We start from the raw sequence: 23,043 nt of genomic DNA, 5'->3' as shown, positions 1-23,043 counted from the left end.
CGGGGCACGTCCGGCACCGGGCCCCGCCCCCGCCGTCCCCCCGCCGGGTCTCCGGGCGAGCCCGGGCGCGGGCCACAATCCCGCCATCCGGACCCATGCCCCTTAACGGTAGGGATGCGGAGAACTACGCTGGGTTTACCGATGGTCTCAGCACGGCGGCATATTCCACGGGGTTCGGCCACCTGCGTGTGCGCCTGGCCCCGGGAGCCCGCCGCGGGGAGAACACGGTACGAATGCCGCACACCGCCCCCGGTGACGCGGCGGCTGTCTGTGTGTCGAGGGGTGGCCATGTCCAGGGAGCAACGCGGGCCGAACGAGAAGCTCGGCACGGTTCTCGCCCTCGCGGGAATCAGCAATGCCGGGCTCGCCCGGCGGGTCAACGACCTCGGAGCACAGCGCGGTCTGACGCTTCGCTACGACAAGACCTCGGTGGCCCGGTGGGTGGCCAAGGGGATGGTGCCGCAGGGCGCGGCACCCCACCTCATCGCCGCCGCGATCGGGGCCAAGCTCGGCCGGCCGGTGCCGCTGCACGAGATCGGCCTCGCCGACGCCGACCCGGCGCCGGAGGTCGGCCTCGCCTTCCCGCGCGACGTCGCGGAGGCCGTGCGCTCCGCGACGGAGCTGTACCGCCTGGATCTCGCCGGGCGGCGCGGCGGCAACGGCATCTGGCAGTCGTTGGCGGGATCGTTCGCGGTCAGTGCCTATGCGACGCCCGCCTCGCGCTGGCTGATAACACCCGTCGACCCCTCGGTCGCCCGGGACTCCGCCGCGGCGCGGACCGCGCTCCTCGACGGTCCGGGGAGCGGTCGGCCGGCCCCCGGCGCGGGTCCGCCGCCGGGCGGCCCGGTGCTCCCCGGGAGCGTCCCCGTGCAGCCGGGGCCCGAGTCGGTGGCCGACGCCTCGCCGCTCCGGGTCGGTCACAGCGATGTCGCCAAGCTGCGCGAGGCCGCCCAGGACGCGCGCCGCTGGGACTCCAAGTACGGCGGCGGGGACTGGCGTTCGTCGATGGTGCCGGAGTGTTTACGCGTCGACGCCGCGCCCCTGCTGCTCGGTTCGTACAGCGACGAGGTGGGGCGTGCGCTCTTCGGCGCCGCGGCCGAACTGACCCGGCTGGCCGGGTGGATGGCGTTCGACACCGGTCAGCAGGAAGCCGCCCAGCGGTACTACATCCAGGCGCTGCGGCTCGCCCGCGCCGCCGCGGACGTCCCGCTCGGCGGTTACGTCCTCGCCTCGATGTCGCTCCAGGCCACCTACCGGGGCTTCGCCGACGAGGGGGTCGACCTCGCGCAGGCGGCGGTCGAGCGCAACCGGGGGCTCGCGACGGCCCGGACCTTGAGCTTCTTCCGGCTGGTGGAGGCGCGCGCCCACGCCAAGGCGGGGGACGCCCCGGCGGCCGGGGCGGCGCTCCGGGGGGCGGAGAGCTGGCTGGAGCGGTCCCGTCCGGGGGACGCCGACCCGTCGTGGCTCGGCTTCTACTCCTACGACCGGTTCGCCGCCGACGCCGCCGAGTGCTACCGCGACCTCAAGGCCCCCCGCCAGGTGCGCAGGTTCACCGAGCTCGCGCTCTCCCGGCCCACCGACGATTTCGTCCGCTCGCACGGTCTGCGGCTGGTCGTCTCCGCCGTGGCCGAACTGGAATCGGGCAACCTCGACGCGGCCTGCGCCGCCGGCACCCGCGCGGTGGAGGTCGCGGGGCGGATCTCCTCCGCCCGGACCACCGAATACGTCCGCGACCTGCTGCACCGCCTCGAACCGTACGGGGACGAGCCGCGCGTCGTCGAGCTGCGCGAGCGGGCCCGGCCGCTGCTGGTCGCGCCCGCCTGACGGCCCCGTCACGGACCCGCCGGGGCGCCGGGCACACTCCCGGCCGCCGGAGCGCCCGCCACGTCCCCGCCCGGTTCTGGGTTTGACCCGGTTGTCAGCGGGTCAGTGCACTATCGGGGTGGGAGGTGGCGTGATGCGGACACACGCGGAGTACGACTGCGACGTGCTGGTGATCGGCGGCGGGATCGTCGGTCTGTCGACGGCGTACGCGCTGACGCGGGCCGCGCCGGGCACCCGGGTCACCGTGCTGGAGGAGGCGTCGAGCCCCGCCCACCACCTCACGCGCCCGGACGGCGGGCTGATCCACAGCGGCGTCCACCAGCGGCGGAGCTCCCTCACCGCCCGTTTCGCCGCGCGCGGCGGCGGGGAGATGACCGACTTCTGCGCACGGCACGGCATCGCCCACACCGTCACCGGCAAGCTGATCGTGGCGACGGACCGCGCCGACCTCCCCCGGCTGCACGCCCTCGCGCAGCGCGGCCGGGAGCACGGGCTGCCGGTGCGCGAGCTGGGCCCGGCGCAGATCGCGCGGTACGAACCGCGGGTGCGCGGGCAGGCGGCGATCCGGGTCTCCACCACCGGGGTGTGCGACGCGGCCGGGGTCCTCGCGGCGCTCGCCGGCGAGGTCTCCGCCGCCGGATCGGTCGTACGGTGCGCCGCGCGGGTGACCGCGGTGGACCGGCGGCCGTGGGGTGTCGCCGCCCGCACCACGGACGGGACGGTCGTCCGCGCCCGGGCCCTGGTCAACGCCGCGGGTCCGCGGAGCGACCGGGTGGCGCGGCTCGCCGGCGACGAACCCGGCGTGCGCGTCGTGCCGGTCCGGGACACGTACTACGAGCTGCGCGGGCCCGCGCTGGTGCGCGGGGTGGTCCACCCGGTGCCGGCGCCCGAGCACCCGTACGCCGGGGTGCGGCCGATCCCGGGCGTCCTGCGGTCGGTCGACGGCACGGTCCTCGTGGGGCCGGTCGGCGCGACGGCGTCCGGGCGTCCCGCGAGCGGCGGTCCTCCCGGCCTGTTCTCCGTGCTGACCCGGCCGGCCTCCTGGCGGACCGCCCGGCGGCGGGGAGGGTACGGCCGCGGCGACGCACACCTGCCGGGAGCCGGTCCCGAGCGGGCGGAGCGTGCCGCCCCGGACCCCGCCGCGCGGGCGGCGGTCGCGGCCGCCCTGCGGCGGCTGCTGCCCGACGTGAGCGAGGCCGATCTGTGTCCGGTGCACCCCGGTGTGCGGGCCCAGGCGGTGCACGGTGACGGCACACCGGTCGAGGATTTCCTGATCCGGGAAGCTCCGCACACCGTGCACGTCCTTCACACCCCCGCGGACGCCGCGTTCGCCACGGCGCTGCCCGTGGGCCGCGAGATCGCCCGACGGGCCATGGCCCTGGCACAGGGGGCGGGGTGGAGGCCGCCCGCCGTAGAATCGGGGCATTGTGTCTGAGCAGCCCCTGAACCCCAGCACGGAGCCCGGCGCGCCTGCCGAGGCCCCCAGCGCGCACACCGCCGCGCACTCCCCAAAGCGGACGGCCGCACAGCCGGCGGACCCCGCACGGAGCGCGGAGGCCGCGGCGGAAGCGGAAGCCGCGGACGCCGCCGCCCGGCGGGCCGCCTCCTTCGACCGGCAGCGCAGGCTGCGCCAGGAGCCGCGCTTCCCCGGCGGCCCCGCCGCCGACCCGGCCGGCTCGCACCACGAGCGCCGGATCCGGAGCTTCCAGCCGCGCCGCAGCCGGGTCACCATCGGCCAGCAGGACGCCCTCGAACGCCTCTGGCCTCTGTGGGGCTTCGACATCGACGGCCTGCGCGTGCTGGATCTCGACCAGATCTTCGACGGCCTGCCGGTGGTGCTGGAGATCGGTTTCGGTATGGGCGAGGCCACGGCCCAGATGGCGGCGGACGACCCGGGCACGGGCATCCTCGCCGTCGACGTGCACACCCCCGGCCAGGGCAACCTCCTCCGCCTCGCCGAGCAGGCCGGTTCCGAGAACGTGCGGGTCGCCAACGGCGACGCGATCATCCTGCTGCGCGAGATGCTGAAGCCCGAGTCCCTCGACGGGCTCCGGGTGTACTTCCCCGACCCCTGGCCCAAGAGCCGTCACCACAAGCGGCGGCTGATCCAGCCGGACTTCCTGGACCTGGTGTCGGGGCGGATGAAGCCGGGTGCGGTGGTCCACTGCGCGACCGACTGGGAGCCGTACGCCGAGCAGATGCTGGAGGTGCTCTCCGCGCACCCCCGGTTCGAGAACACGCAGGCGGACGGCGGTTACGCCCCGCGCCCCGCGTTCCGGCCGCTGACCCGGTTCGAGGGGCAGGGCCTCGACAAGGGCCACGCCGTCCACGACCTCCTCTTCACCCGGGTCTGAGAGCGGCGCGGGGCCGCCGCCCGGCCCGGAACCTCCTGGTCAGTTGTCGGTCCCGCTCGTTAGGGTCGGACCATGTCCGCCGGGTCCGAGCAGCACCTACAGCCCCCGCATCCCCAACCCGCCGTCCCCGTGCTCGAAGAGCGACGGATCGGGGAGATCCTGGGTGCCGTCCCCGAGCGCGGTCAGTGGCGCTACCGCCCCCGCCGCGTCGGGCTGATATGGCGCAGCAGGGCGTTCCGCGCGGGGGCGGTGATCGTCACGCTGGCGATCTGCGGGCTGCTCATCCTGGCGCTCGTCCGGGAGGAGACCGGGACGGAAGGGTTCCTCGTCGGTCTCGGGCTCGCCGTGCTGCCGGTGCCGCTGCTGATGACCGCGTTCCGCTGGCTGGACCGGGTGGAACCGGCGCCCTGGCGGAACCTCCTGTTCTCCTTCGCCTGGGGTTCCTGCGCGGCGGCGCTGGTCGCGATCATCGCCAACTCCTTCGCGACGCACTGGATCGCGGTCGCCACGGCGGACCCCACCGGGGCCGACACGCTGGGGGCGACCGTCGTCGCCCCGATCGTCGAGGAGAGCGCCAAGGGCGCCGCCGTGCTGATGATCTTCCTGTTCCGCAGGCGCGAGTTCAGCGGAATCGTCGACGGGATCGTGGTGGCGGGCTTCACCGCGACCGGCTTCGCGTTCACCGAGAACATCCTCTACCTCGGCAACGCGTTCGGTGAGGACCGGCAGTTGGGGACGGTGGGCATCGCGTCCCTGACGGTCGGCACCTTCTTCGTGCGGATCGTCCTGTCGCCCTTCGCGCACCCGGTGTTCACCGTCCTGACGGGCATCGGATTCGGGTTCGCCGCCACCGGCCGCCGGCGGCGGGTCCGCCGGGTCGTGCTTCCGCTGCTGGGTCTGGTGCTCGCGATGAGCATGCACGCGCTGTGGAACGGCTCGGCGGTCCTCGGACCGTACGGCTTCTACCTGGTCTACGGCGTCGTCATGATGCCCGCGTTCGGGCTGCTGACCTGGCTGGCCCTCTGGTCGCGGCAGCGGGAGCTGCGGACGCTCGCCGCCGAGTTCCCGGCGTACGCGGTGGCGGGCTGGCTCACCCCGGCCGAACCGCTCGCGCTCGCCTCGATGCGCGCGCGGGGGATGGCCCGCGACCTGGCGCGGCACTGGCACGGCGGCGCGGACCGGGCCAGGGGGCGGGCGGCGGCCCGTGCGGTCGCCGAGTACGAGTCGTTCGCGACCTCCCTCGCCGCACTGCGCCGGGACGCCCGGCGCGGCACGGTGGGCGCCGACTTCGCGGCCCGCGAGCAGGAGTTGCTGCACCACCTCTGGGAGCGCCGGAACATCGCGGCCCCCGCCCTGACCCACGCGGCCCGCAGTGTCCACCGCCCCGTCGTCCGCCGCCCCGCGGCCGCACCGTACGGCTACGGAGCCCACGCGTCACACGCGGTACACCGAGCCCACGCGCCCCGCCCGCCGCAGCCCTGGGCCGTCCCGCCCGGCGCCCGGCCGCCCTTGTCCCCCTACGGAACCGGGACGACGGCCCCGTACGGCGACGGGCGGCCGGCCCACGCACCGGCGCCGCAGGAGCCGCCTCCGCACCAGCGGTACGACGGTCACAACCCCTACCTGCACCCTCCGCAGTGACCCCGGACCCGTGTCTCCGGCAGCGGCCGCTCGGACCGCTCAGGCGGAGGCGGCGGTGAGCCGGTCCGCCTCCTCGTCACTGAGCACCAGGTCCGCGACCGCGAGGAGCTCGGGCAGCTGCTCCGGCGTACGGGCCGAGGCGATCGGCGCCACGACCGTCGGGCGGGACGCCAGCCAGGCCAGCGCGACGGTGGCGATCTTGGTGCCCCGCGCTTCGGCGACGGCGTCGAGCGCGCTCAGCACCTTCTGGCCCCGCTCGGACTCCAGGTACGCCCCGGCCTTCTCGGCGCGGGCACTCTCCACGCGCGCGCCGGGCCGGTACTTGCCGGTGAGGAAGCCCGAGGCCAGCGCGGAGTACGGGACGGCGCCGAGGCCGGCCTCGGCGCTGAGGTCCTGCGCCGGACCCTCGTAGGTGTCGCGGGAGACCAGGTTGTACTGCGGCTGGAGGGCGACGTACCGGGCGAGCCCTTCGCGCTCGGAGAAGTCGAGCGAGGCCCGCAGACGGGCGGGGCTGATGTTGGAGGCACCGATCTCGCGGACCTTGCCCTCCTTCACCAACTGGTCGAGGGCGGTGATGATCTCCTCCACCGGCACGCTCTCGTCGTCGAAGTGCGTGTAGTAGAGGTCGATGTGGTCGGTACCGAGCCGCCGCAGGGACTCCTCCACGGCGCCCTTGACGGTGGCGGGGGCGAGACCCCGGTACTCGGGGTGGGCACCGACCTTCGTGGCGACGACGACGTCCGCGCGGTTGCCGCGGGCCCTGAGCCACTTTCCGATGAGGGTCTCCGACTCGCCGCCCTGGTTGCCGGGGGCCCAGGACGAGTAGGCGTCGGCCGTGTCGACGAAGTTGCCGCCGGCCGCCGCGTAGGCGTCGAGGACCGCGAAGGACTGGGCCTCGTCGGCGGTCCAGCCGAAGACGTTGCCGCCGAGGGCGAGCGGGAAGACCCGGAGACCTGACGTGCCGAGCGTGCGGAGAGAAGAAGTCATAGGGGGTGCAACCCCGTGGACGGGAGCCCCTATTCCGGTTCCCGGTCGTGCGTACGGGTGACGTCCGGGCGGTCCGCGCGGGCGCGGGCCCCGGCGGCGACCGGCGGGGGAAGACCGGCAGCCCTGACGCCGGGGGGAGCGTCGGGGCTGCCGGGGTCCGGGTGGACCGCGGAGTGCGGCGGTCGGCCGGGCCTGCGGCCGGGGGCCCGGGGCCGGCGCCCCCGCGGACGGGTGCGGGCGCCCCGACGGCGCCCGCCCCGGGGTGTCAGATCGTGAGGCCCTTGCCGGTCAGCCAGGCCATCGGGTCGATGCTGGTGCCGTCGGGGGTGTGGACTTCGAGGTGGAGGTGCGGCCCGGTGACGTTGCCGGTGGCTCCGACACGGCCGATGGTGTCGCCCGTGGAGACCTGCTGGCCGACGACGACGTCCATGGAGGACTGGTGGCAGTACCAGATCTCCGTACCGTCGGCGAGCTCCAGGACCGTGCGGTACCCGTACGAACCCGACCAGCCCGCCGACTTGACGGTGCCGCCGTGCACGGCCTTGACCGGGGTGCCGGTCGGGGCGGCGAAGTCGAGGCCGGTGTGCTGCCCGGAGGCCCACATCGTGCCGGCCTGCCCGAAGGTGGAGGTGATCGTGTACGAGGAGGTGGGGACCGCGTAACTGGCGGCGAGCTTGGCGAGTCTCTCCGCTTCGGCTTTCTGTGCTGCGGCCTCCTCGGCCGCCTTCTTCTCCGCCGCGGCCTTGGCCGTGGCGTCGTCCCGCTGCTTCTTCGCCTCGGCCTCGGCCTTGGCGGCGGCCGCCGCCTCCTCGGCCGCCTTCGCGTCCGCGTCGGCGGCTGACTGCTGCTGCTCGGCCTGCTGGAGGATGCGGGCGCGCAGTGCCTCGCCCGCGTCGGTGGCCCCCTGCTGGGTCTCCTCGGCGGTGAGCCCGGCCGTGGTGAACGGCGCGGCCGCCGCCACGGGTACGGGGGCGGCGTGGGCGTCGGAGCCGCCGGACCCGACCGCGGTGATCAGAGCGCCCAGCCCGGGAAGGGACTTGGCGTCCGGAAGATTGTCCGTGAGCGAATCGGGAAGAGAGAGGGAGACCGGCGGTTTGCTCTGCGCGGTGGCCATGCCTCCCGCGCCGACGGCCGCGAGGACACCGACGCCGAGGACGGTGGAGCTACGCGCGAGACCCCGCTGCTTGGCCACCCGGTGTCGGCCGCGCACGGGCCGGAGGGAGTCCTCGGTGGGGTTCCATTCCCCCTCCCACGCCGCGCCGGCGTCCCCGGGGGCACCGGAGCCGTCGCGGGGAATGAAGGGTGACGGGGCCTCGGGGGCAGGCTGATTGGACGCCACGTGGGCGCACTCCTTTCCTTCCTTCTCGCCTACCGGGTTAGCTGACGGGTTCGGAGCAGGAAGGTCTCCTACGGGCGCCTGACGTCTCTCACGAGACACAGGTGTCCGATTCACCCCAAGTAGTGGTTCCCCGGTTCCCTTGCGGAATTCGGCGCTCGCGCACGGCGCCGTCTGGGACGACGGCTGGGACGACCGCGCTGCGTTATCGAACGTTAATAGACACACGGCTTCGATTCCAAGCCGTTCCCCTTGATCATCCCCACTGAGGGACGGCATTTACCTGGGCATATCAGCCCCCATCGGGGCGACTTGCGACCCAGTCCCGCAACCCGGATTTTCTGACGGTGCGTCATATGTTATCGAGCGGCACCACCCCGCTACGGTCCGTCGCCCCGTCCCTGATCCTCCCGAGGTGCACGGAACCACCCCGGGCCGGGCCCCTTGTCCCCACCGGTGTCCACGCCCACGTCACGGCGTCAGCCGTTGCCCCGGCCCACGATCGGCACGGTGGTCCTGCGCTCCGGCTGGTCCTCCGCCGGCCGGGCGACCGCGAGCAGCGCGAGGTCGTCCGTCGAGCGGCCACCGGTGTGCAGCCGGACGTCGTCGGTGAGCGCCGAGAGCAGTTCCTCGGGCCCGGGGAAGATCCGGCCGCGCAGCCGCTCCGCCGGGTCGTAGAACACGCCCGCCCTGTCCCGCGCTTCGGAGAGCCCGTCCGTGTAGGCCAGCAGTGTCGCGCCCGGGGGGAGGTCCCACTCGTCCGCCTGGTCCGGCCAGACCCCCAGCGCCATGCCGAGCGGCAGCGCGGGCGTACGGGGCCGCAGCACGTCCAGCGCGCCCGCCGGGTGCAGCAGCAGGGGTTCGGGGTGGCCCCGGTTGACGATCCGTACGGTCGCGGAGCCGGGCGGGATCTCGGCGAGCACCGCGGTGACGAAACCCTCCACCGGGTCCAGCCCTCCGCGCCGCGCCGCGTCCCGGGCGAGCGCGCGCTCCAGCCGCTGCGCCACCCCCTCCAGTGACCGTTCCTGCTCGGCGGCCTCCCGGAACGCCCCGATGATCACCGCCACCGCCTCGACCGCGTCGAGTCCCTTGCCGCGCACGTCGCCCAGGACGAGCCGCACGCCGTACGGGGTGTCGGCGACGGCGAAGAGGTCTCCGCCGACGTACTCGTCCGCCTGCGCCGCCTCGTACCGTGCGGCGACGTGCAGGCCGCCGATCCGGTCGGCCGGCACGGGCAGCACCGCGCGCATGGCGGTCTCCGCGATGATCCGGGCGGAGGCGAGTTGTTCGTTGCCGCGCCGTACGACCCCGTTGATGACGAGCGCCAGCACCGCCGCGGTGAGCACGGTGAGCGTCTCGATGATCGGCACGATGTCGCCGAGGGTGCCCACGTACACCCGCATCGCGATGACGGCGGCGAGCGAGACCACCCCGACCCGGACGGTGCCGGCCCGGGAGGCGAACGGCGCGGCGATCAGCGGAGCGGCGACGAAGAGCGGCACCGCGGTGAACCGGGGCGGTGAGGCGATGTCGAAGACGAGCCCGCCCACGACGAGCAGGGCAGGCAGAACCCGCACGAACCGCCGCGCACTCACATCCCCGGCGGCTCCGCCACGTTCGTACTGCCGTTTCCCCACCTGTGCGCTTCTCCTGCCCTGTCCCGCCACGGCAGCGGAACCTACCGCGCCCCGCCCGGACCGCCCCGAGCCGCGCCGAGCGGCGACTCACCGTCGTCCATTGGGGGGAGCGTGTGGCTCACCGCCGAGCGCCCCACCGCCGGAGTACGCCCACCCACTCGGCCGGACGGGTGCTCTCCGCGCCGCGTGCGCCGGCGCACCGCGTACGGAAGCACCGGAGCGTTCACCCCGATCCTCACCCCCGGCTCGCCCACGCGTTCGCCGACACGGCGTCGACCGTCCGGGCGTGCGAATAATTTCCCGGAGGGACCGGTTCATGCCTGGCGCGGCAGATCGTTACGCCGTCCCGTCGGAGGAGCGAGAACGCGCCGCCGAGCGAACGGGCGGCCCCACGCGTCCGGGGAAACGACTCGGGCCCGGCACGCTGTGCGTGCCGGGCCCGGGCCTTCAGTAGCGGGGACAGGATTTGAACCTGCGACCTCTGGGTTATGAGCCCAGCGAGCTACCGAGCTGCTCCACCCCGCGTCGATGAACACAACTGTACGGCATCCCGGACGAGCTCCTGACCACCCGGCGTACGACCGGCGCCTCCCCGGACCGACAGGCCCGGCCGGCCGTCGCCCTCACGTGCGCCGGCCGGGCGCGCGGACGGCATGAAGCGACGACCACGGGGCGGCCGGGCGCGGGCCCGAGGATGCGGCCGAGAGCGTGGCCGAACGAACCACAACCACCCGCCGCAGCACACCGATCGGGTTCGCCTTCCGGCGAGGGCACGTCATCCCACGGGGGGCGAGGCGCAGTTCGGGGCAAAACATCGCAGCCACTGATGCAACGCTGTTTTTACGTCAGGTAGTTGCCAGGCGTCCTCTTCTGGCCAAGGATATGGCTGCATCCCCCGGTACCGGCGGGCTGCCCGTGAGGACATGTGCCCCCGAGGTGGCGGATTCGCCCTGCCCCGGTGTCGGCCACGCGCCCCCGGTCCCGCACCGCAGCCCGCCCCCGGAGGACTCCACCATGACCGCGCCGCTCACTCCCGCCCCTTCCACCCCGTCGGAGCCGTCGCTGGGGGCCCGGGTACGTACCTCGGCGGGGAGCGCGATCATCGGGGGCCTCGCCGGGGCCCTGATGAGCGCGCTGGTGGTCTACTTCGTCATCGGCATGCCGGACGGCGAGGGCACCAACGCCCTGAACAACGCGATATCCGGCCTGATCAGCGGCTTCCTCGCCGGGTTCATCGGGCTGATGGTCTACCAGAGCAAGGCCGCGTCGGCGGCCCGGGCGGCAGCCGCAACCGCCGCCGCACCCGCCACCGCGCCGGCCGACGCGCCTCGGCCGACGACCGCCCCCGAGGCCGGGGAGGCCGCCCCCGAGACGGCCGAGGCCGCCGAGGCCAGTGGGGCCGCGGACGGCGCCGGGACCGCCGGCACCAAGGCCCCGACCGGCGCCTGAGCCGGCCGGCCCGGCTCCGGTCCCCTCCCGCCACCACCGGCGCCCCCGTCCTGCCATCCGGCAGACAGGACGGAGGCGCCGTCGCGTCCGGACGGTACGGCGCCACGCCGACCCCGGCCGGGTGCGGATCCGAGCCCTGTCACAGCCCCGCTCCCCGTCGCAGGGGAGCCGGTGCTTTCGCGCCCCTACTCCCGTCGCTGGACGGCGAACTCGTACGCGATCTCCCACCGCACGTCCGGCACGACGATGTCGGCGGTCTCGACCGGGCGGCCGTCGACGTCGTAGAAGGTGCGCTCCACTTCGGTGATCAGGCCGCCGATGCTGATACCGAGGAGATTCGCCTGCTCCTGCGTCGCGCGGGCGGGGCGCGGGATCTCGACGGCCCGTTCGACGAGCACGCCGATCGACCGCATCCGCTCGACGACACCGATCCCGGCGTGCGGACCCATCTCGGGGAGCACGACCGGAGTCTCGCCGGTGATCGCCATCGGCTCCCAGCTGCGGGAGAGCTGGACGGGGAGACCGTCGGCGAGGAACTCGTAGTCGGTGACGACGCAGAGGTCGCCGGGCTCGATCTCCAGCCGCCTCGCGATGCGCTCGGGCGCGGGAGTCCGCGCGGAGGAGCGCGATTCCCACGTCCCCTCGTGGTCCTGGTGGTTGAGGACGGCACGGTAGGGCGAGGCACCGCGGTGCTCGGGACGCCTGGTGCGGATCATGCGCCGGCGCTCACGCGGCCGGCGGACGTAGGTACCGGATCCGGAGCGGCCTTCGAGGATGCCCTCGATGGTGAGCCGTTCCATGGCGCGCTGCGCGACGGAGGCGCCGACCTCGTACTCCTCGGCGATCCGGGCCCGGCTCGGCAACTTGTCACCCACCGCCCACTCGCCCGCCCGAATGCGGTCGCGGAGAGCGTCGGCCACCTGGAGGTAAGGGGTGTCGCGAGGCATATGCACAGCTCCCAGCAGTGGAAGTCGGACATTGACAAAGCTAACCCATCAGGTCGAAGCTGAATATTCAGCTTCACGAAGTGTGAGGCAATCACCCAGGGGAGAGCCATGCCCTCCGTACCGCCGCGCGTCGCCGCCCTCGCGGGCATGCTCGCCGCCGCGACAGGTACCGAGCCACGCGTGACACGCGCACCCGGCGCCGTCCGGGTGGAGGCCCCGCTCCCCTCTCCGCTGAGCAACGCTCTCCACAGCACGATCCTCATGACGCTGGCGCACGGTGACCGCTTCGGCCACGAGGTCGGTGCCGACGGCATCGCCCGGGTGTGGGCCGAGATCGACCATCCCGCCCCGACACGGAAGAGCACCGACATGGCAGAACCGGCCGACCCCGGCGCCCCCGGGGACACCGAGTACCGCACCCTGATCACCCACACCTCGGAATGCGCGGCCTGCCGCTCGGACCGCGCGGAGTGCGCGATCGCGGACCGTCTCAGCCGCGCGTGGCGGGCGGCCCGCCAGTGATCCCCCTCATCTGCGTCGACTGCGACCGCACCATCAGCGGATCTGCCGTGATCACGTCCGAGGGCCACTCCGCCTCCGGCGCCCGCCCCGACGCGTACGCCCACCCCCCGGGCGCTCCGGAGTACAGACCCCCGGCGCACAGCCGCGGCCACCGCCTCCGGAAGGCGCTCGCCGACGAGCGGTGAGTACGGAGCGGGCCCCGACGGCGCACAGGTGACTCACAGGTACGTAGGCTGCGGACCACGCCGGCCCGCCGCCTCAGGGGGCGCGCCCCACCCCTGACGATCCGGAGCCCTCCTTGCTGCGCCGTGCCCTCTCCCTCGCCTTCGTCTGCACCGCGCTGCTCGCGGGCGGTTGCGGCACGTCCTCCTCCACCGAGAGCGCGGGCGCGACGGAGCGGGCGAGTGTGGCGGACCCGATCAACCCGGCGAAGAGCGTCTCCCCCACGCCGGAGAGCGACCCCACGCGGCTCGTCCTCGCCGCCGTCGAGGCGACCGGCCGCACCACGGCACGCACCGCGCACCGCACGGAGTTGGGCACGGGCGCCGACGCCACCTACGTCATATCCGGCGGCGGCGCGCACGACTTCGTCCACCACCGGGGCACCACAGACGTCGAGCCGGCGTCGGCGGCCCGCTTCGACGAGGTCTTCGCCGACGGGAAGGTCTATCTGCGGGGCACGGCAGGGAGCGGGACGAGGGGGTGGTCCGTCGTCGACCGGGACGACCTCGAAGCCCAGCACATCCTCCGGTCTCCCGCCAACGACCCCGAGTACACGCTGCGGCAGGCCGCCATGGGCACGGACTTCCGTGCGGCCGGCGAGGAGAAGACGGGCTCCACGCCGACCACGCACTACCGCGGCCGGCTCCCCTTCGAGGCCCTGACGCTGGAGATGTCCGAGGAGTCGCTGACGACCGCGAAGACGCTGCGCCAGATGGTGGGCGGCGAGATCCCGGTACCCGTCGACGTGTGGGTGGACGGGCACGGGCGCGCCACGCGGATCCGGATGTCGCTGCGGATCGAGGGCGCCGCCACGTCCGTCAGCACGCTGACCCTCACCGACCTCGGCCGCCCCGTCGAGGTCACCGTCCCGGGCACCGCAACGGAGGCCGAGGCCGGCGGAATGGGCATCCTCGGCTGAGGGGACGCGCTCGGCCGACCCGACGGACCCCTCCGCCGGACCCTCCGACCGTGGGGGCGACGGCCGAGCGGCGAGGATGGGCCGCATGAACGACTTCGACGATCTGCTCGGACGGGTCGCGGCCGAGGCCGCGAAGAGCGAACGCCTCCAGACACCCCTCACCGCCCTCCAACTGACGGCCGCGGAGAACCGGCTCGGATTCCGGCTCCACCCCCACCTCGCCGCGCTGTACCGGCAGGTGGGCAACGGGGGATTCGGCCCGGAGGAATCCCTGCTGTCGCTCACACCCGCGCCCGGGTCCGACGACGAAACCACCGTGGTGGAGAGCTATCTCGATCGCCTTCCGCCCGCCGACGCGGACACTTGGTGGTCCTGGCCCCGGGGGGGTCGTACCCGTCCTGGACTGGGGCTGCGCCATGGTCGCCGCGGTCGACTGCCTGAGCGAGGACGCTGCCGTCCTGCTCTTCGAACCGAACGCGATCCGCGACCAGGACCTGTCCGGAGCCTGGTTCGTGGACGCGGGCAGCCTCGCCGAGTGGCTGGAGGTCTGGCTGTCCGGCACCGGTTGGTACGAGGACGGAGCCGTCGCCGGAGTCTTCGGCATGCCGCTCTGGGCGGACGCCGCCTCGCGCTTGCAGTCGAAGGCCCACCCGGGCGCCCCGGCATGACCGTCAACGCGGCCCTCGCGCGCGCACGCGGCCGGTAGCGACGAAGCGCCCCGGCGGGCCGGAGCCGATCGGGGCGCTTCGCAGCAGGTCCGAGGAGGTCTCCCCGCCCTGCGATCGGTAGGCCGTGTGGGACTCGAACCCACAACCAACGGATTAAAAGTCCGCTGCTCTGACCAATTGAGCTAACGGCCCTTACCGGATCACCCACGAGCATAGCCCGCCCGAACCCGCGAGCCGAGCCGGTATCCCGTCAGGGTCCGTCGTGCCGGGCAGCCGGGCCGTCGGGTGGTCATGGGGCGGTGGATCGCGGCCTCGTGAGCAGGCGGAAGGGGCCGGCCGAAGCGGGCCGCGCCACCCGCCGGCCGGGGGCACGGTCGCCGGAGGCACCGTGCGGGCCCGGACACGCACCAGGGCCCGTACGACACCTCGCGGTGTCGTACGGGCCCTGGTGGACGGTCAACGGCTCAGGAAGCCGTCAGGTCGTGGACGACCGGTCAGCCGTTGCGCTTCCAGCGGGGCTTGTCGTCACGGCGGCCGAAACTGCCGGTGCTCGTACCGGTGCTGCCGCCACCGCGGTGGTCGTCACGACGGCCCTGCGGGCGGTCGCCGGTGCCACCGGAGCGGAAGCCGCCGGTCGGGCGGTCGTCACGACGGTCGCGGTTGACCGGACGGTCGCCACCGGCGCGGAAGCCACCGGAGGGGCGGTCGTCACGACGGTCGCCACCCGAGCGGAAGCCGCCCGACGGACGGTCGTCGCGACCCTGGAACGGACGCCCACCACGGTCGTCACGACGGTCACCGCCGGCGCGGAAGCCACCGGAGGGGCGGTCGTCACGGCGGTCGCCACCGGAACGGAAACCGCCCGACGGACGGTCGTCGCGACCCTGGAACGGACGCCCACCACGGTCGTCACGACGGTCACCACCGGAACGGAAACCACCCGACGGACGGTCGCCACCGGAACGGAAGCCGCCCGACGGACGGTCGTCACGACCCTGGAACGGACGCCCACCACGGTCGTCACGACGGTCACCACCGGAACGGAAACCACCCGACGGACGGTCGCCACCGGAACGGAAGCCGCCCGACGGACGGTCGTCACGACGGTCGTTGCCACCGCGGTAACCACCACGGTCACCACCGCGGTTGTCGCGGCGCTCGTAGTTGCCACGCTCGTCACGGCGCTCCTCGCGGACCGCCGGCTGCTGCTCCGGCACGGCGACGGCTGCCTCGACGGCGGCCTCCGCCTCGGCGACGGCCTCGGCCACCGCCTGCTCCGGGTCGTCGCCCCGCTCGCGCGCGGCACGGGCCACCAGGCGGTCGGCCTCCTCGCGGAGTTCACCGGCGCGGCGCTGCACGTGCTCCAGCTGCTTGGTCAGCTCGGCGACCTCGCGCTCGGCCTGCTTGGCGGCGTTGTTCGCCGAGTCGGCCTGGACCTCGGTGAGCGAACGGGCGCCGGTGATCTCGGCGACCTCGGGCTCGAAGACGCCCGCGCCCTGGACGATGTGGCGCGAGGCGTCGACGCCCGCGTCCTCCATCAGGCGGAAGATCTGGCGACGCTGGTGCGGAAGCGCCAGCGAGACGACGACACCGGACTTGCCGGCACGGGCGGTACGGCCCGAGCGGTGCAGGTAGTCCTTGTGGTCGCCGGCCGGGTCCACGTTCAGCACCAGGTCGATGCCGTCGACGTGGATGCCGCGGGCGGCGACGTCGGTGGCGACCAGGGCGTTGACGAAGCCCTTCTTGAAGTCCTCCAGGACGCGGGTGCGAGCACCCTGCGTCATGCCGCCGTGCAGCGCGTCGGCCTTCACACCGGACTCGATGAGCTGCTCGGCGATGCGGTCGGCGCCCAGCTGGGTGCGGACGAAGATGATCGTGCGGCCCTTGCGGGCGGCGATGGCGGCCGTGACCGGCGCCTTGTCCTTCGGCTTCACGACGAGGACGTGGTGCGACATGGTCGAGACGTTGCCCTGGGCGCTGTCGACCTCGTGCGTGACCGGGTTGGTCAGGTAGCGCTTGACCAGGGTGCCGATCTCGTTCTCCATGGTGGCGGAGAAGAGCATCCGCTGGCCGCCGCCGGGGATCTGGTCGAGCAGCTCGGTGACCTCGGGCAGGAAGCCCAGGTCGGACATCTGGTCGGCCTCGTCGAGGACGGCGACCTGGACGTTCGCGAGCGAGCAGGCGCCGCGGTTGATGATGTCGCGCAGACGGCCCGGGGTGGCGACGAGGACGTCGACACCGCGCTCCAGGGCGTAGATCTGGTTGCTCATGGACGTACCGCCGCAGACGACCTTCATCTTGAGGCCGAGCACGTCGCCGTACGGCTGGAGCGCGTCCGCGACCTGCATCGCGAGCTCACGGGTCGGCGTGAGGATGATCGCGCGGGGCTTCTTCTTCTCGGTGTGACCACCGGCGAGCGCGGCCAGGGTCGGCAGACCGAAGGAGAGCGTCTTGCCGGAGCCGGTACGGCCGCGGCCCAGGATGTCCTTGCCGGCCAGGGCGTCCGGGATGGTCGCGGCCTGGATCGGGAAGGGGCTGGTCACGCCGTTCTGCGCCAGCTTGCGGACGATGCCGTCGGGCAGGCCCAGGGAGGCGAAGGTGAGGGTCGGCTCGGCGTCCTCGTCGGACTCCGCGACCTCGTCGGAGACGGTCTCGTCGGAGACGGACCCGGTCTCGACGGTGGCGGCCTCGGCCTCGGCCTCGGTGGAGACGGCCTCGGGGGCCTGCTCGCCGGTCACCTCGACGGGGGCGGGGGCGACCTCGGCCACGACGGCCTCGGTGGGGAGCTCGACGACCTGGGCGAGCTCGGTGTTGTCGATGTCTTCGGACATGACGGCGTGGTCAGAACTGGAAATTGACATGCGAAATGCGAAACCTTCCGGAGTCTCGGCACGCGCCCGTAACTCCGTGTTTTCGCAATGTCGACCGCCTCAATGCGGTCCAGCCACGGCAAGGGAGAGTACGCGCCACACGGCGCTCTTCTGTGTCGGCGCCGGGCATAGGATCAAACGATCTACTACCATACGCACTCTCCCCCGTATTGCGCAAACCGCCTCCCGAGCAAGCGCTGCCATACGGCTCTGACCTGCGGTGATGCTATCGGAGCGATCATCCCGGCGGCCTGTCCGCAGCGCCGCCCGGGCCTGGTCGAGGCCGACGTCGTCGCCCGAACCACTCGCCCGAACCACTCGACCGGACCACGTGCCCGGCGCATCGCCGGAACGGGCCCACCGACGCACTCCGCGCACGCGCTCCCCCGCACCGCTCCGGCGTACTTCCCGATGCGCCGCACCGCTCCACCCCGGCACTCCGCACCGGCATCTCACTCCGGCTTCTCACTCCACCGGGGAGGCCGCGGGTGGCGAGGGTTCCTCCGGCACGTCCGGTGACTCCGCCGGCTGACCCGGGCCACCCGTGTCCCCGCCCGGGGCCGGGTCGGTGACCGGCGGTGGTGTGGGGTCGGGCGTGACCGGAGCGGCCGTGACGCCGGGGTCCCCGGGTCCCGCCGTGATCCCGGGCGGCACCACCACCACTGCCCCGCCTCCGTCCCCGTCCCGGCTGGGCGTGGGCCTGCCGGGCGCCGGCTTCTTGGCCGAAGGGCTGGGCGAGGCGGAATCATCGGCGCGCTTGGGATCAGGCTTCCCGTCCTTGCCCCGGTCGGTGTGGTGACGGCTGCCGTCACCGGGGCCCGGGCGGCCGGACGTACCGGCCACCCCGCTGTCCTGCTCCTCGACCGCACCGGCCGCACCGGCGGACCGCGAGGGACGCGGCCCGGTCTTCTCCGCGTCGACGCTCACGCACCCGGTGGAGGCGCCCAGCATCAGCGCGGCGAGAACCGCCCAGCGGGCGGGAACGGGCAACGGGCGCACGGGGCACCTCCGGGACGGGAACGTGGGAACGGGTGCGTGGTGCCCAACTCCCCGGACCCCGCCTGGGACACGCCCACGGCGCGAGCGGTGCGCCTCATCCGCCGGTCATCACCCGCATGAGGCCCACCCGAACGAGACCGCCCGGAGACGCCACGTCCCCACGGACGTCAGCCACCGCACCCGGCACCCGGCACCCGCCCCCGCCGCACCCGTTCCACTCCCCCGCCGACGTCACCCGCCGAACCCGGCCCCGCCCGCCACCTCCGCGCCGAGGAACACCGCGCCGAGCCCCACCAGCAGCGAGGCCACCACGTTGGCCCCCGCGAGGAAGCCCCGTCCGGTCTCGGCCATCCGGAGCGTCTCGTAGGAGAAGGTCGAGTACGTGGTCAGCGCCCCGCAGAGCCCCGTGCCCAGCAGGGCGTAGGCCGGCGCGGAGACGGCCGCGCCGGTCAGCGCCCCGAGCAGCAGACTGCCCGCGGCATTGACCGTGAAGGTGCCCCAGGGGAAGACGTACGCGAGCCCCGCTCCGTGGTACCGGCGCACCAGACGGTCCGTCAGGTGGCGCAGGGGCGCGCCCACCGCCCCGCCGACGATCACCAGCAGCCAGTTCACCGCGTGTCCCCGCCCGCCCGCCGGACGCGGGCCACGCACGCCCGCGTCGCCGCCGCAGCGACCCCGACCGCGCCGAGCGCCCCCATCACCGTGAGGGCGGCGTAGGCCAGGGCCGTCGCCGCCTCCTGACGCTGGAGCAGCTTCGAGACGTCGGCCGCGTACGTGGAGAAGGTGGTGAAGCCGCCGAGGACGCCCACGCCGAGAAAGGGGCGCAGCAGCGGGCGGGTGACCACGGAGAGCTCGACGGTCAGCACCATGAGGACGCCGATCAGCGCGCAGCCGGCGACGTTGACGGCGAGGACCGTCCACGGGAAGGCCCCCGCGCCGGTGGGCCAGGCCAGCGTCGCCGCGTACCGCGCGGTGGCGCCGAGCGCTCCGCCGGCCGCCACGACGGCGACCACCGCCGCCTCGCGGGGCCCCGGCAGGGCGGGCAGGACGGGCTCGTCCCGGCGGGGCTCGCCGGGACGGCTCACGCGTAACCCAGCGCGTGCAGCCGCGCGTCGTCGATCCCGAAGTGGTGGGCGATCTCGTGGACCACGGTGATCTCGGTCTCCGCGACGACGTCCTCGCGGGTCTCGCACATCCGCAGCGTCGGGCCGCGGTAGACGGTGATCCGGTCCGGCAGGACGCCCGCGTACCACTCGCCCCGTTCGGTGAGCGGCGTTCCCTCGTAGAGCCCGAGCAACTCGGGGTCGCCGGGGTCCGGTTCGTCCTCGACGAACACCGCGACGTTGTCCATCAGCCGCGTCAGCTCCGGCGGGATCCGGTCGAGCGCCTCACTCACCAGCTCTTCGAACTGCTCGCGCGTCATCTCCAGCACCCCGCCATTGTCACGCACGCCCGCCCCGGCGCGCCCGCCCGTCCGCCGCACGTCCGCTACGTCCCGTACGCCCCCCTACGCGCCCGTACGACCGGGGAGGAGCACTGTCCGCCGCTCCCGCAACCCGTACGCGGGCGTGCCCCGCCCCCGCCGCATGGCCGGAGGGCGGACCGGGCATACGGGTCCAATGGTTCGTGTCCCGTTCCGTCCGTCCCGTTCGGTGTCCGCCCGTGCGGCCCGTTCGCGGTCCGGCCGCTCCCGGCGGAGCCGCCGGACCGCCCCGATGCCGGTGCCCGAACTCGCGGGACGCCGGCCGCGCCCGCTGGTGCGGGGGCTTGCGATGCTCGCGGTGGTGGTGCTGGGCGCCTGGCTCGGGCTGCTGGTCGTGGGGGACGTGCGTACGCCGGTCGGCCCCATGGACACCACGATGGCCCTGCGCCCCTCGCTCACCGGGGGCACCCGGGTGGACGTCTCCCCGCTCGGCGCGCTGGAGCTGGACTCGCACATCGCTCCCGTCCGCCTCGACGTGGACGTGGACCGCCTCGATCCCGAGCGCTCGCAGCGGCTGGTGGAGAAGCCGGAACGATTCTCCGGGCTCCAGGACGAGGTCACCGAGGACATCGCGGCCGGCGCGCGGGAGCTGGCGGTGCGGTCGGTGGTCGCCGTCCTGACCGGGGCGACGGCGCTCGGCCTGATCGTCTACCGGCGCCCGCGCCCGGCGCTGGCCGCCGGCGGCCTCGCGCTGGTGCTGCTGACCGCGTCGGGGGTGAGCGCGTACGCCACCTGGAACCCGAAGTCGGTGCTGGAACCGAAGTTCTCGGGGCTGCTCTCCAGCGCCCCCTCGGTGGTCGGCGACGCCCGTTCGATCGTCACCGAGTTCGACGTCTACCAGCAGGAGCTGGCCCGGCTGGTCACCAACGTCTCCCGGCTGTACGACGCCACCTCCACGCTCCCCGTCTACCAGCCGGACCCGGGCACCCTGCGGGTCCTGCACGTCTCGGACATCCACCTCAACCCGGCGTCCTGGCACATCGTCGCCTCGCTCGTCGAGCAGTACGGCATCGACGTGATCATCGATTCCGGCGACACCATGGACCACGGCACCACCACCGAGAACGGCTTCCTCGATCCGGTCCGCGACCTCGGCGCCCCGTACGTCTGGGTGCGCGGCAACCACGACTCCTCCGACACGCAGACCTACCTCCGGGGCCTCGAGAACGCGCACGTGCTGGACGAGGGGAGCACGGTGACCGTCGCGGGGCTGCGCATCGCGGGCACCGGCGACCCCCAGTTCACCCCCGACCGGTCGCTGGCCCGGGGCGGTGAGGCGGCCGAGCGGATGGCCGGTCTCCGGCTGGCCTCCGCCCTCCGCGACCAGACCCGGGCCGGCACCCCGGTGGACATCGCGGTGGCGCACGATCCCCAGGCGGCCCGGCAGACGGACGGCACGGTCCCGCTCGTCCTCGCCGGCCACGTCCACCACCGGGTCAACGAGGTCCTCCCGCTCGGCACCCGGTTGAAGGTGGAGGGGTCCACCGGCGGCGGCGGCCTGCGCGCCGTCCAGAACGAGAAGCCGGAGAAGGTGCGCGCCTCGGTCCTCTACCTGGACCGGGCGACCCGCCGTCTGCAGGCCTGGGACGAGATCACGCTGGGCGGACTGGGGCTGACGACGGCCGAGGTCAGCCGCCACCTGCCGGAGGAGAACACCCCCGAGGCGACCCCCTCGGGGACCGCGAGCCCCGGCTCCCCCACCCCCGCCACGCCCTCTTCGCCCGGCTCCCCGGTCCCCGCCGCCCCCTCCCCGGCCGGGGAGCGCCGGCCCTCCCCGTGACCTCGCCGCACCGCCGCCACGACCCCGCCGGGAAACCGTTTTGGCGTTAGCTCCGGGATCCCATATGCTTCTCACGTCCCCGACGCGCTGGAAAGCAAGCCGGTGGGCCTTTAGCCCTCATCGTCTAGTGGCCCAGGACGCCGCCCTTTCAAGGCGGTAGCACGGGTTCGAATCCCGTTGGGGGCACGCTTTACCGTGTGCGAGACTTGTCTCGCACATTGCTTGGTCCTGTGGAGCAGTTTGGAGTGCTCGCCACCCTGTCAAGGTGGAGGCCGCGGGTTCAAATCCCGTCAGGACCGCTGCAGTTCTCAGGAGCTGCGTGGCTGGGTAGCTCAGTTGGTACGAGCGATCGCCTGAAAAGCGATAGGTCGCCGGTTCGATCCCGGCCCCAGCCACCTCCCGGAAGCCCCATCCCCACGGATGGGGCTTCCGCCGTTTCCGGCCCGCCCCGAGGCCCTGTCCACCCCACCGGCGCGGTCCAACCCGCCGCACCGGTCCGTCCGGTACGCGGGCCGGTCGGACCGGTGCGGCCGTCACCGGGCCCGGTTCCCCGCCTGGCCGACGCTCTCGGTCGGCACGGCGGAGCCGGTGCGGGCCGCCTCGGCGGCCTCCTCGATGGCGGAGGTGAAGGTCGCGTCGGGCTGGGCGCCCGCCAGCGGGCGGCCGTTGACGAGGAAGGACGGCGTGGAGGTGGCACCGAGCCCGTACGCCTCGGCCTGGTCCCGGCCGACCGACTCCGCCGCCTCGGCGCTGTCGAGATCGGTGCGGAACCGCTCCAGGTCCGCCACCCCCGCCTCCTTCGCGAGGGCGGTGAGCCGTTCGGGACCGAACCCCTTCTTCCGGGAACCCTCGGCGTACGCGGCCCGGTGGAACTCCCAGAAGCGCTTCTGCCGGCCCGCGGCCCAGGCGGCGCGGGCGGCGGCCTCGGACTCCTCGCCGAAGATCGGGAAGTTGCGCCACTCGATGCGCAGGGTGCCGTCGGCCACGTAGGCGTCGACCAGGGCCGGCTCGGTGTCCCGGGCGAACGTGGCGCAGTAGCCGCACTGGAAGTCGCCGTACTCGACCAGGACGACGAGCGCGTCCGTACGGCCGAGCGCCAGCGGGTCGCCCGGTTCGCGGCGGGCGAGCTTCGCCGTCTCGGAGTACTCCCCCGCCTCGGGCCGGGCCGACTCGCCGGCCGTGGCGGACGGGGACGGGCCGGGGTCGGTCGCCCGGTACGAGACGTAACCGAGCAGGGCGGCGGCGAGGACGACCGCGGAGCCGAACAGCAGCGGCTTCCTCGACCGGCTCTTCTTCTGGGGCAGGGGCATGCGGCACTCCGGGAGCGTCGTACGGATGCGGGGCGGCGGAGAAGAGGGGGCGGCCGGCGGCGGTGCGGCTCAGCGGGCGCGGCCACCCGGGGCTA

At 73.9% G+C, this 23,043-nt stretch carries 19 protein-coding genes, 5 tRNA genes and 1 riboswitch; of the genes, 12 read left to right on the top strand and 12 right to left on the bottom strand.

The features are described from left to right. Positions 1-288 precede the first annotated feature (288 nt). The 4 genes from PZB77_RS16720 (at position 289) to PZB77_RS16705 (ending at position 5,819) form a co-directional block, all read left to right on the top strand. Positions 289-1,824 (top strand): sporulation protein, encoded by a 1,536-nt coding sequence (locus tag PZB77_RS16720; protein WP_275493398.1) that lies wholly within the window; start codon positions 289-291, stop codon positions 1,822-1,824. Positions 1,825-1,957: 133 nt separating this feature from the next. After that, complete coding sequence (gene lhgO, locus PZB77_RS16715; protein WP_275493397.1) at positions 1,958-3,259, top strand: L-2-hydroxyglutarate oxidase; 1,302 nt, start codon at positions 1,958-1,960, stop codon at positions 3,257-3,259. Beyond that, positions 3,252-4,178, top strand: coding sequence for a tRNA (guanosine(46)-N7)-methyltransferase TrmB (gene trmB, locus PZB77_RS16710; RefSeq protein WP_275493396.1), 927 nt, complete (start codon positions 3,252-3,254; stop codon positions 4,176-4,178). The genes lhgO and trmB overlap by 8 nt, the downstream gene beginning before the upstream one ends. A 72-nt stretch (positions 4,179-4,250) precedes the next feature. Further along, positions 4,251-5,819: a PrsW family glutamic-type intramembrane protease gene (locus PZB77_RS16705; RefSeq protein ID WP_275493395.1), complete on the top strand. Its 1,569-nt coding sequence runs from the start codon at positions 4,251-4,253 to the stop codon at positions 5,817-5,819. A gap of 39 nt (positions 5,820-5,858) precedes the next feature. Here PZB77_RS16705 and PZB77_RS16700 read toward each other — a convergent pair whose 3' ends face one another. The 4 genes from PZB77_RS16700 to PZB77_RS16685 all read right to left on the bottom strand — a co-directional run bounded on the left by PZB77_RS16700 (position 5,859) and on the right by PZB77_RS16685 (position 10,304). Further along, complete coding sequence (locus PZB77_RS16700; protein WP_275493394.1) at positions 5,859-6,806, bottom strand: aldo/keto reductase; 948 nt, start codon at positions 6,804-6,806, stop codon at positions 5,859-5,861. A gap of 265 nt (positions 6,807-7,071) precedes the next feature. Next, entirely contained in the window at positions 7,072-8,145 is a 1,074-nt protein-coding gene (locus PZB77_RS16695) for a M23 family metallopeptidase (protein ID WP_275493393.1), read from the bottom strand. Positions 8,146-8,156: 11 nt separating this feature from the next. Then, positions 8,157-8,309, bottom strand: a riboswitch (cyclic di-AMP (ydaO/yuaA leader). A 312-nt stretch (positions 8,310-8,621) separates the two neighbouring features. Further along, a complete protein-coding gene (locus PZB77_RS16690) occupies positions 8,622-9,779 on the bottom strand; it encodes a PP2C family protein-serine/threonine phosphatase (RefSeq protein WP_275493392.1) in 1,158 nt (385 codons plus the stop codon). A gap of 451 nt (positions 9,780-10,230) precedes the next feature. Further along, positions 10,231-10,304, bottom strand: a tRNA-Met gene (locus PZB77_RS16685). A 489-nt stretch (positions 10,305-10,793) separates the two neighbouring features. On the opposite strand from PZB77_RS16685, the gene PZB77_RS16680 reads away from it, so the two are divergent. Then, on the top strand, positions 10,794-11,228 hold the full coding sequence (locus PZB77_RS16680; protein ID WP_275493391.1) for a hypothetical protein: 435 nt from the start codon (positions 10,794-10,796) through the stop codon (positions 11,226-11,228). A gap of 185 nt (positions 11,229-11,413) precedes the next feature. On the opposite strand, the gene PZB77_RS16675 is transcribed toward PZB77_RS16680, so the two are convergent. After that, a complete protein-coding gene (locus PZB77_RS16675) occupies positions 11,414-12,175 on the bottom strand; it encodes a GntR family transcriptional regulator (RefSeq protein ID WP_275493390.1) in 762 nt (253 codons plus the stop codon). Between the two features lie 180 nt (positions 12,176-12,355). Between PZB77_RS16675 and PZB77_RS16670 the strand changes: the two genes are divergently transcribed. The 3 genes from PZB77_RS16670 to PZB77_RS16660 all read left to right on the top strand — a co-directional run bounded on the left by PZB77_RS16670 (position 12,356) and on the right by PZB77_RS16660 (position 14,506). Then, entirely contained in the window at positions 12,356-12,697 is a 342-nt protein-coding gene (locus tag PZB77_RS16670) for a hypothetical protein (RefSeq protein WP_275493389.1), read from the top strand. A 298-nt stretch (positions 12,698-12,995) separates the two neighbouring features. Further along, entirely contained in the window at positions 12,996-13,838 is an 843-nt protein-coding gene (locus PZB77_RS16665; protein ID WP_275493388.1) for a hypothetical protein, read from the top strand. A gap of 416 nt (positions 13,839-14,254) precedes the next feature. Further along, a complete protein-coding gene (locus PZB77_RS16660) occupies positions 14,255-14,506 on the top strand; it encodes a hypothetical protein (RefSeq protein ID WP_275493387.1) in 252 nt (83 codons plus the stop codon). Positions 14,507-14,624: 118 nt separating this feature from the next. Here the strand turns inward: PZB77_RS16660 and PZB77_RS16655 are convergent. The 6 genes from PZB77_RS16655 to PZB77_RS16630 all read right to left on the bottom strand — a co-directional run bounded on the left by PZB77_RS16655 (position 14,625) and on the right by PZB77_RS16630 (position 19,807). Then, positions 14,625-14,698, bottom strand: a tRNA-Lys gene (locus PZB77_RS16655). Between the two features lie 302 nt (positions 14,699-15,000). Next, the gene (locus PZB77_RS16650) at positions 15,001-17,337 is read right to left on the bottom strand and encodes a DEAD/DEAH box helicase (protein ID WP_275493386.1); all 2,337 of its coding nucleotides are present in this window, start codon (positions 17,335-17,337) and stop codon (positions 15,001-15,003) included. 504 nt (positions 17,338-17,841) lie between these two features. Then, positions 17,842-18,375: a hypothetical protein gene (locus PZB77_RS16645; protein WP_275493385.1), complete on the bottom strand. Its 534-nt coding sequence runs from the start codon at positions 18,373-18,375 to the stop codon at positions 17,842-17,844. A gap of 231 nt (positions 18,376-18,606) precedes the next feature. After that, the gene (locus PZB77_RS16640; RefSeq protein ID WP_275493384.1) at positions 18,607-18,987 is read right to left on the bottom strand and encodes a CrcB family protein; all 381 of its coding nucleotides are present in this window, start codon (positions 18,985-18,987) and stop codon (positions 18,607-18,609) included. After that, complete coding sequence (locus tag PZB77_RS16635; protein WP_275496089.1) at positions 18,984-19,421, bottom strand: CrcB family protein; 438 nt, start codon at positions 19,419-19,421, stop codon at positions 18,984-18,986. Before PZB77_RS16635 ends, PZB77_RS16640 begins: the two co-directional genes overlap by 4 nt. Before the next feature lie 35 nt (positions 19,422-19,456). After that, positions 19,457-19,807: a metallopeptidase family protein gene (locus PZB77_RS16630; RefSeq protein WP_275493383.1), complete on the bottom strand. Its 351-nt coding sequence runs from the start codon at positions 19,805-19,807 to the stop codon at positions 19,457-19,459. A 283-nt stretch (positions 19,808-20,090) separates the two neighbouring features. Between PZB77_RS16630 and PZB77_RS16625 the strand changes: the two genes are divergently transcribed. The 4 genes from PZB77_RS16625 to PZB77_RS16610 all read left to right on the top strand — a co-directional run bounded on the left by PZB77_RS16625 (position 20,091) and on the right by PZB77_RS16610 (position 22,033). Continuing rightward, a complete protein-coding gene (locus tag PZB77_RS16625) occupies positions 20,091-21,638 on the top strand; it encodes a metallophosphoesterase (RefSeq protein ID WP_275493382.1) in 1,548 nt (515 codons plus the stop codon). 113 nt (positions 21,639-21,751) lie between these two features. Then, positions 21,752-21,824: transfer RNA gene (locus PZB77_RS16620), tRNA-Glu, on the top strand. Between the two features lie 38 nt (positions 21,825-21,862). After that, positions 21,863-21,937 (top strand) — tRNA-Asp (locus PZB77_RS16615). A gap of 22 nt (positions 21,938-21,959) precedes the next feature. Next, a tRNA-Phe gene (locus PZB77_RS16610) sits at positions 21,960-22,033 on the top strand. 138 nt (positions 22,034-22,171) lie between these two features. Here the strand turns inward: PZB77_RS16610 and PZB77_RS16605 are convergent. Beyond that, the gene (locus PZB77_RS16605) at positions 22,172-22,948 is read right to left on the bottom strand and encodes a DsbA family protein (protein WP_275493381.1); all 777 of its coding nucleotides are present in this window, start codon (positions 22,946-22,948) and stop codon (positions 22,172-22,174) included. Positions 22,949-23,043 lie beyond the last annotated feature (95 nt).

Source organism: Streptomyces sp. AM 2-1-1 (genome assembly GCF_029167645.1).
Classification (GTDB): domain Bacteria; phylum Actinomycetota; class Actinomycetes; order Streptomycetales; family Streptomycetaceae; genus Streptomyces.
Note: the sequence above shows the minus strand (reverse complement) of the source record. Positions and strands in the feature narration are given on the sequence as shown.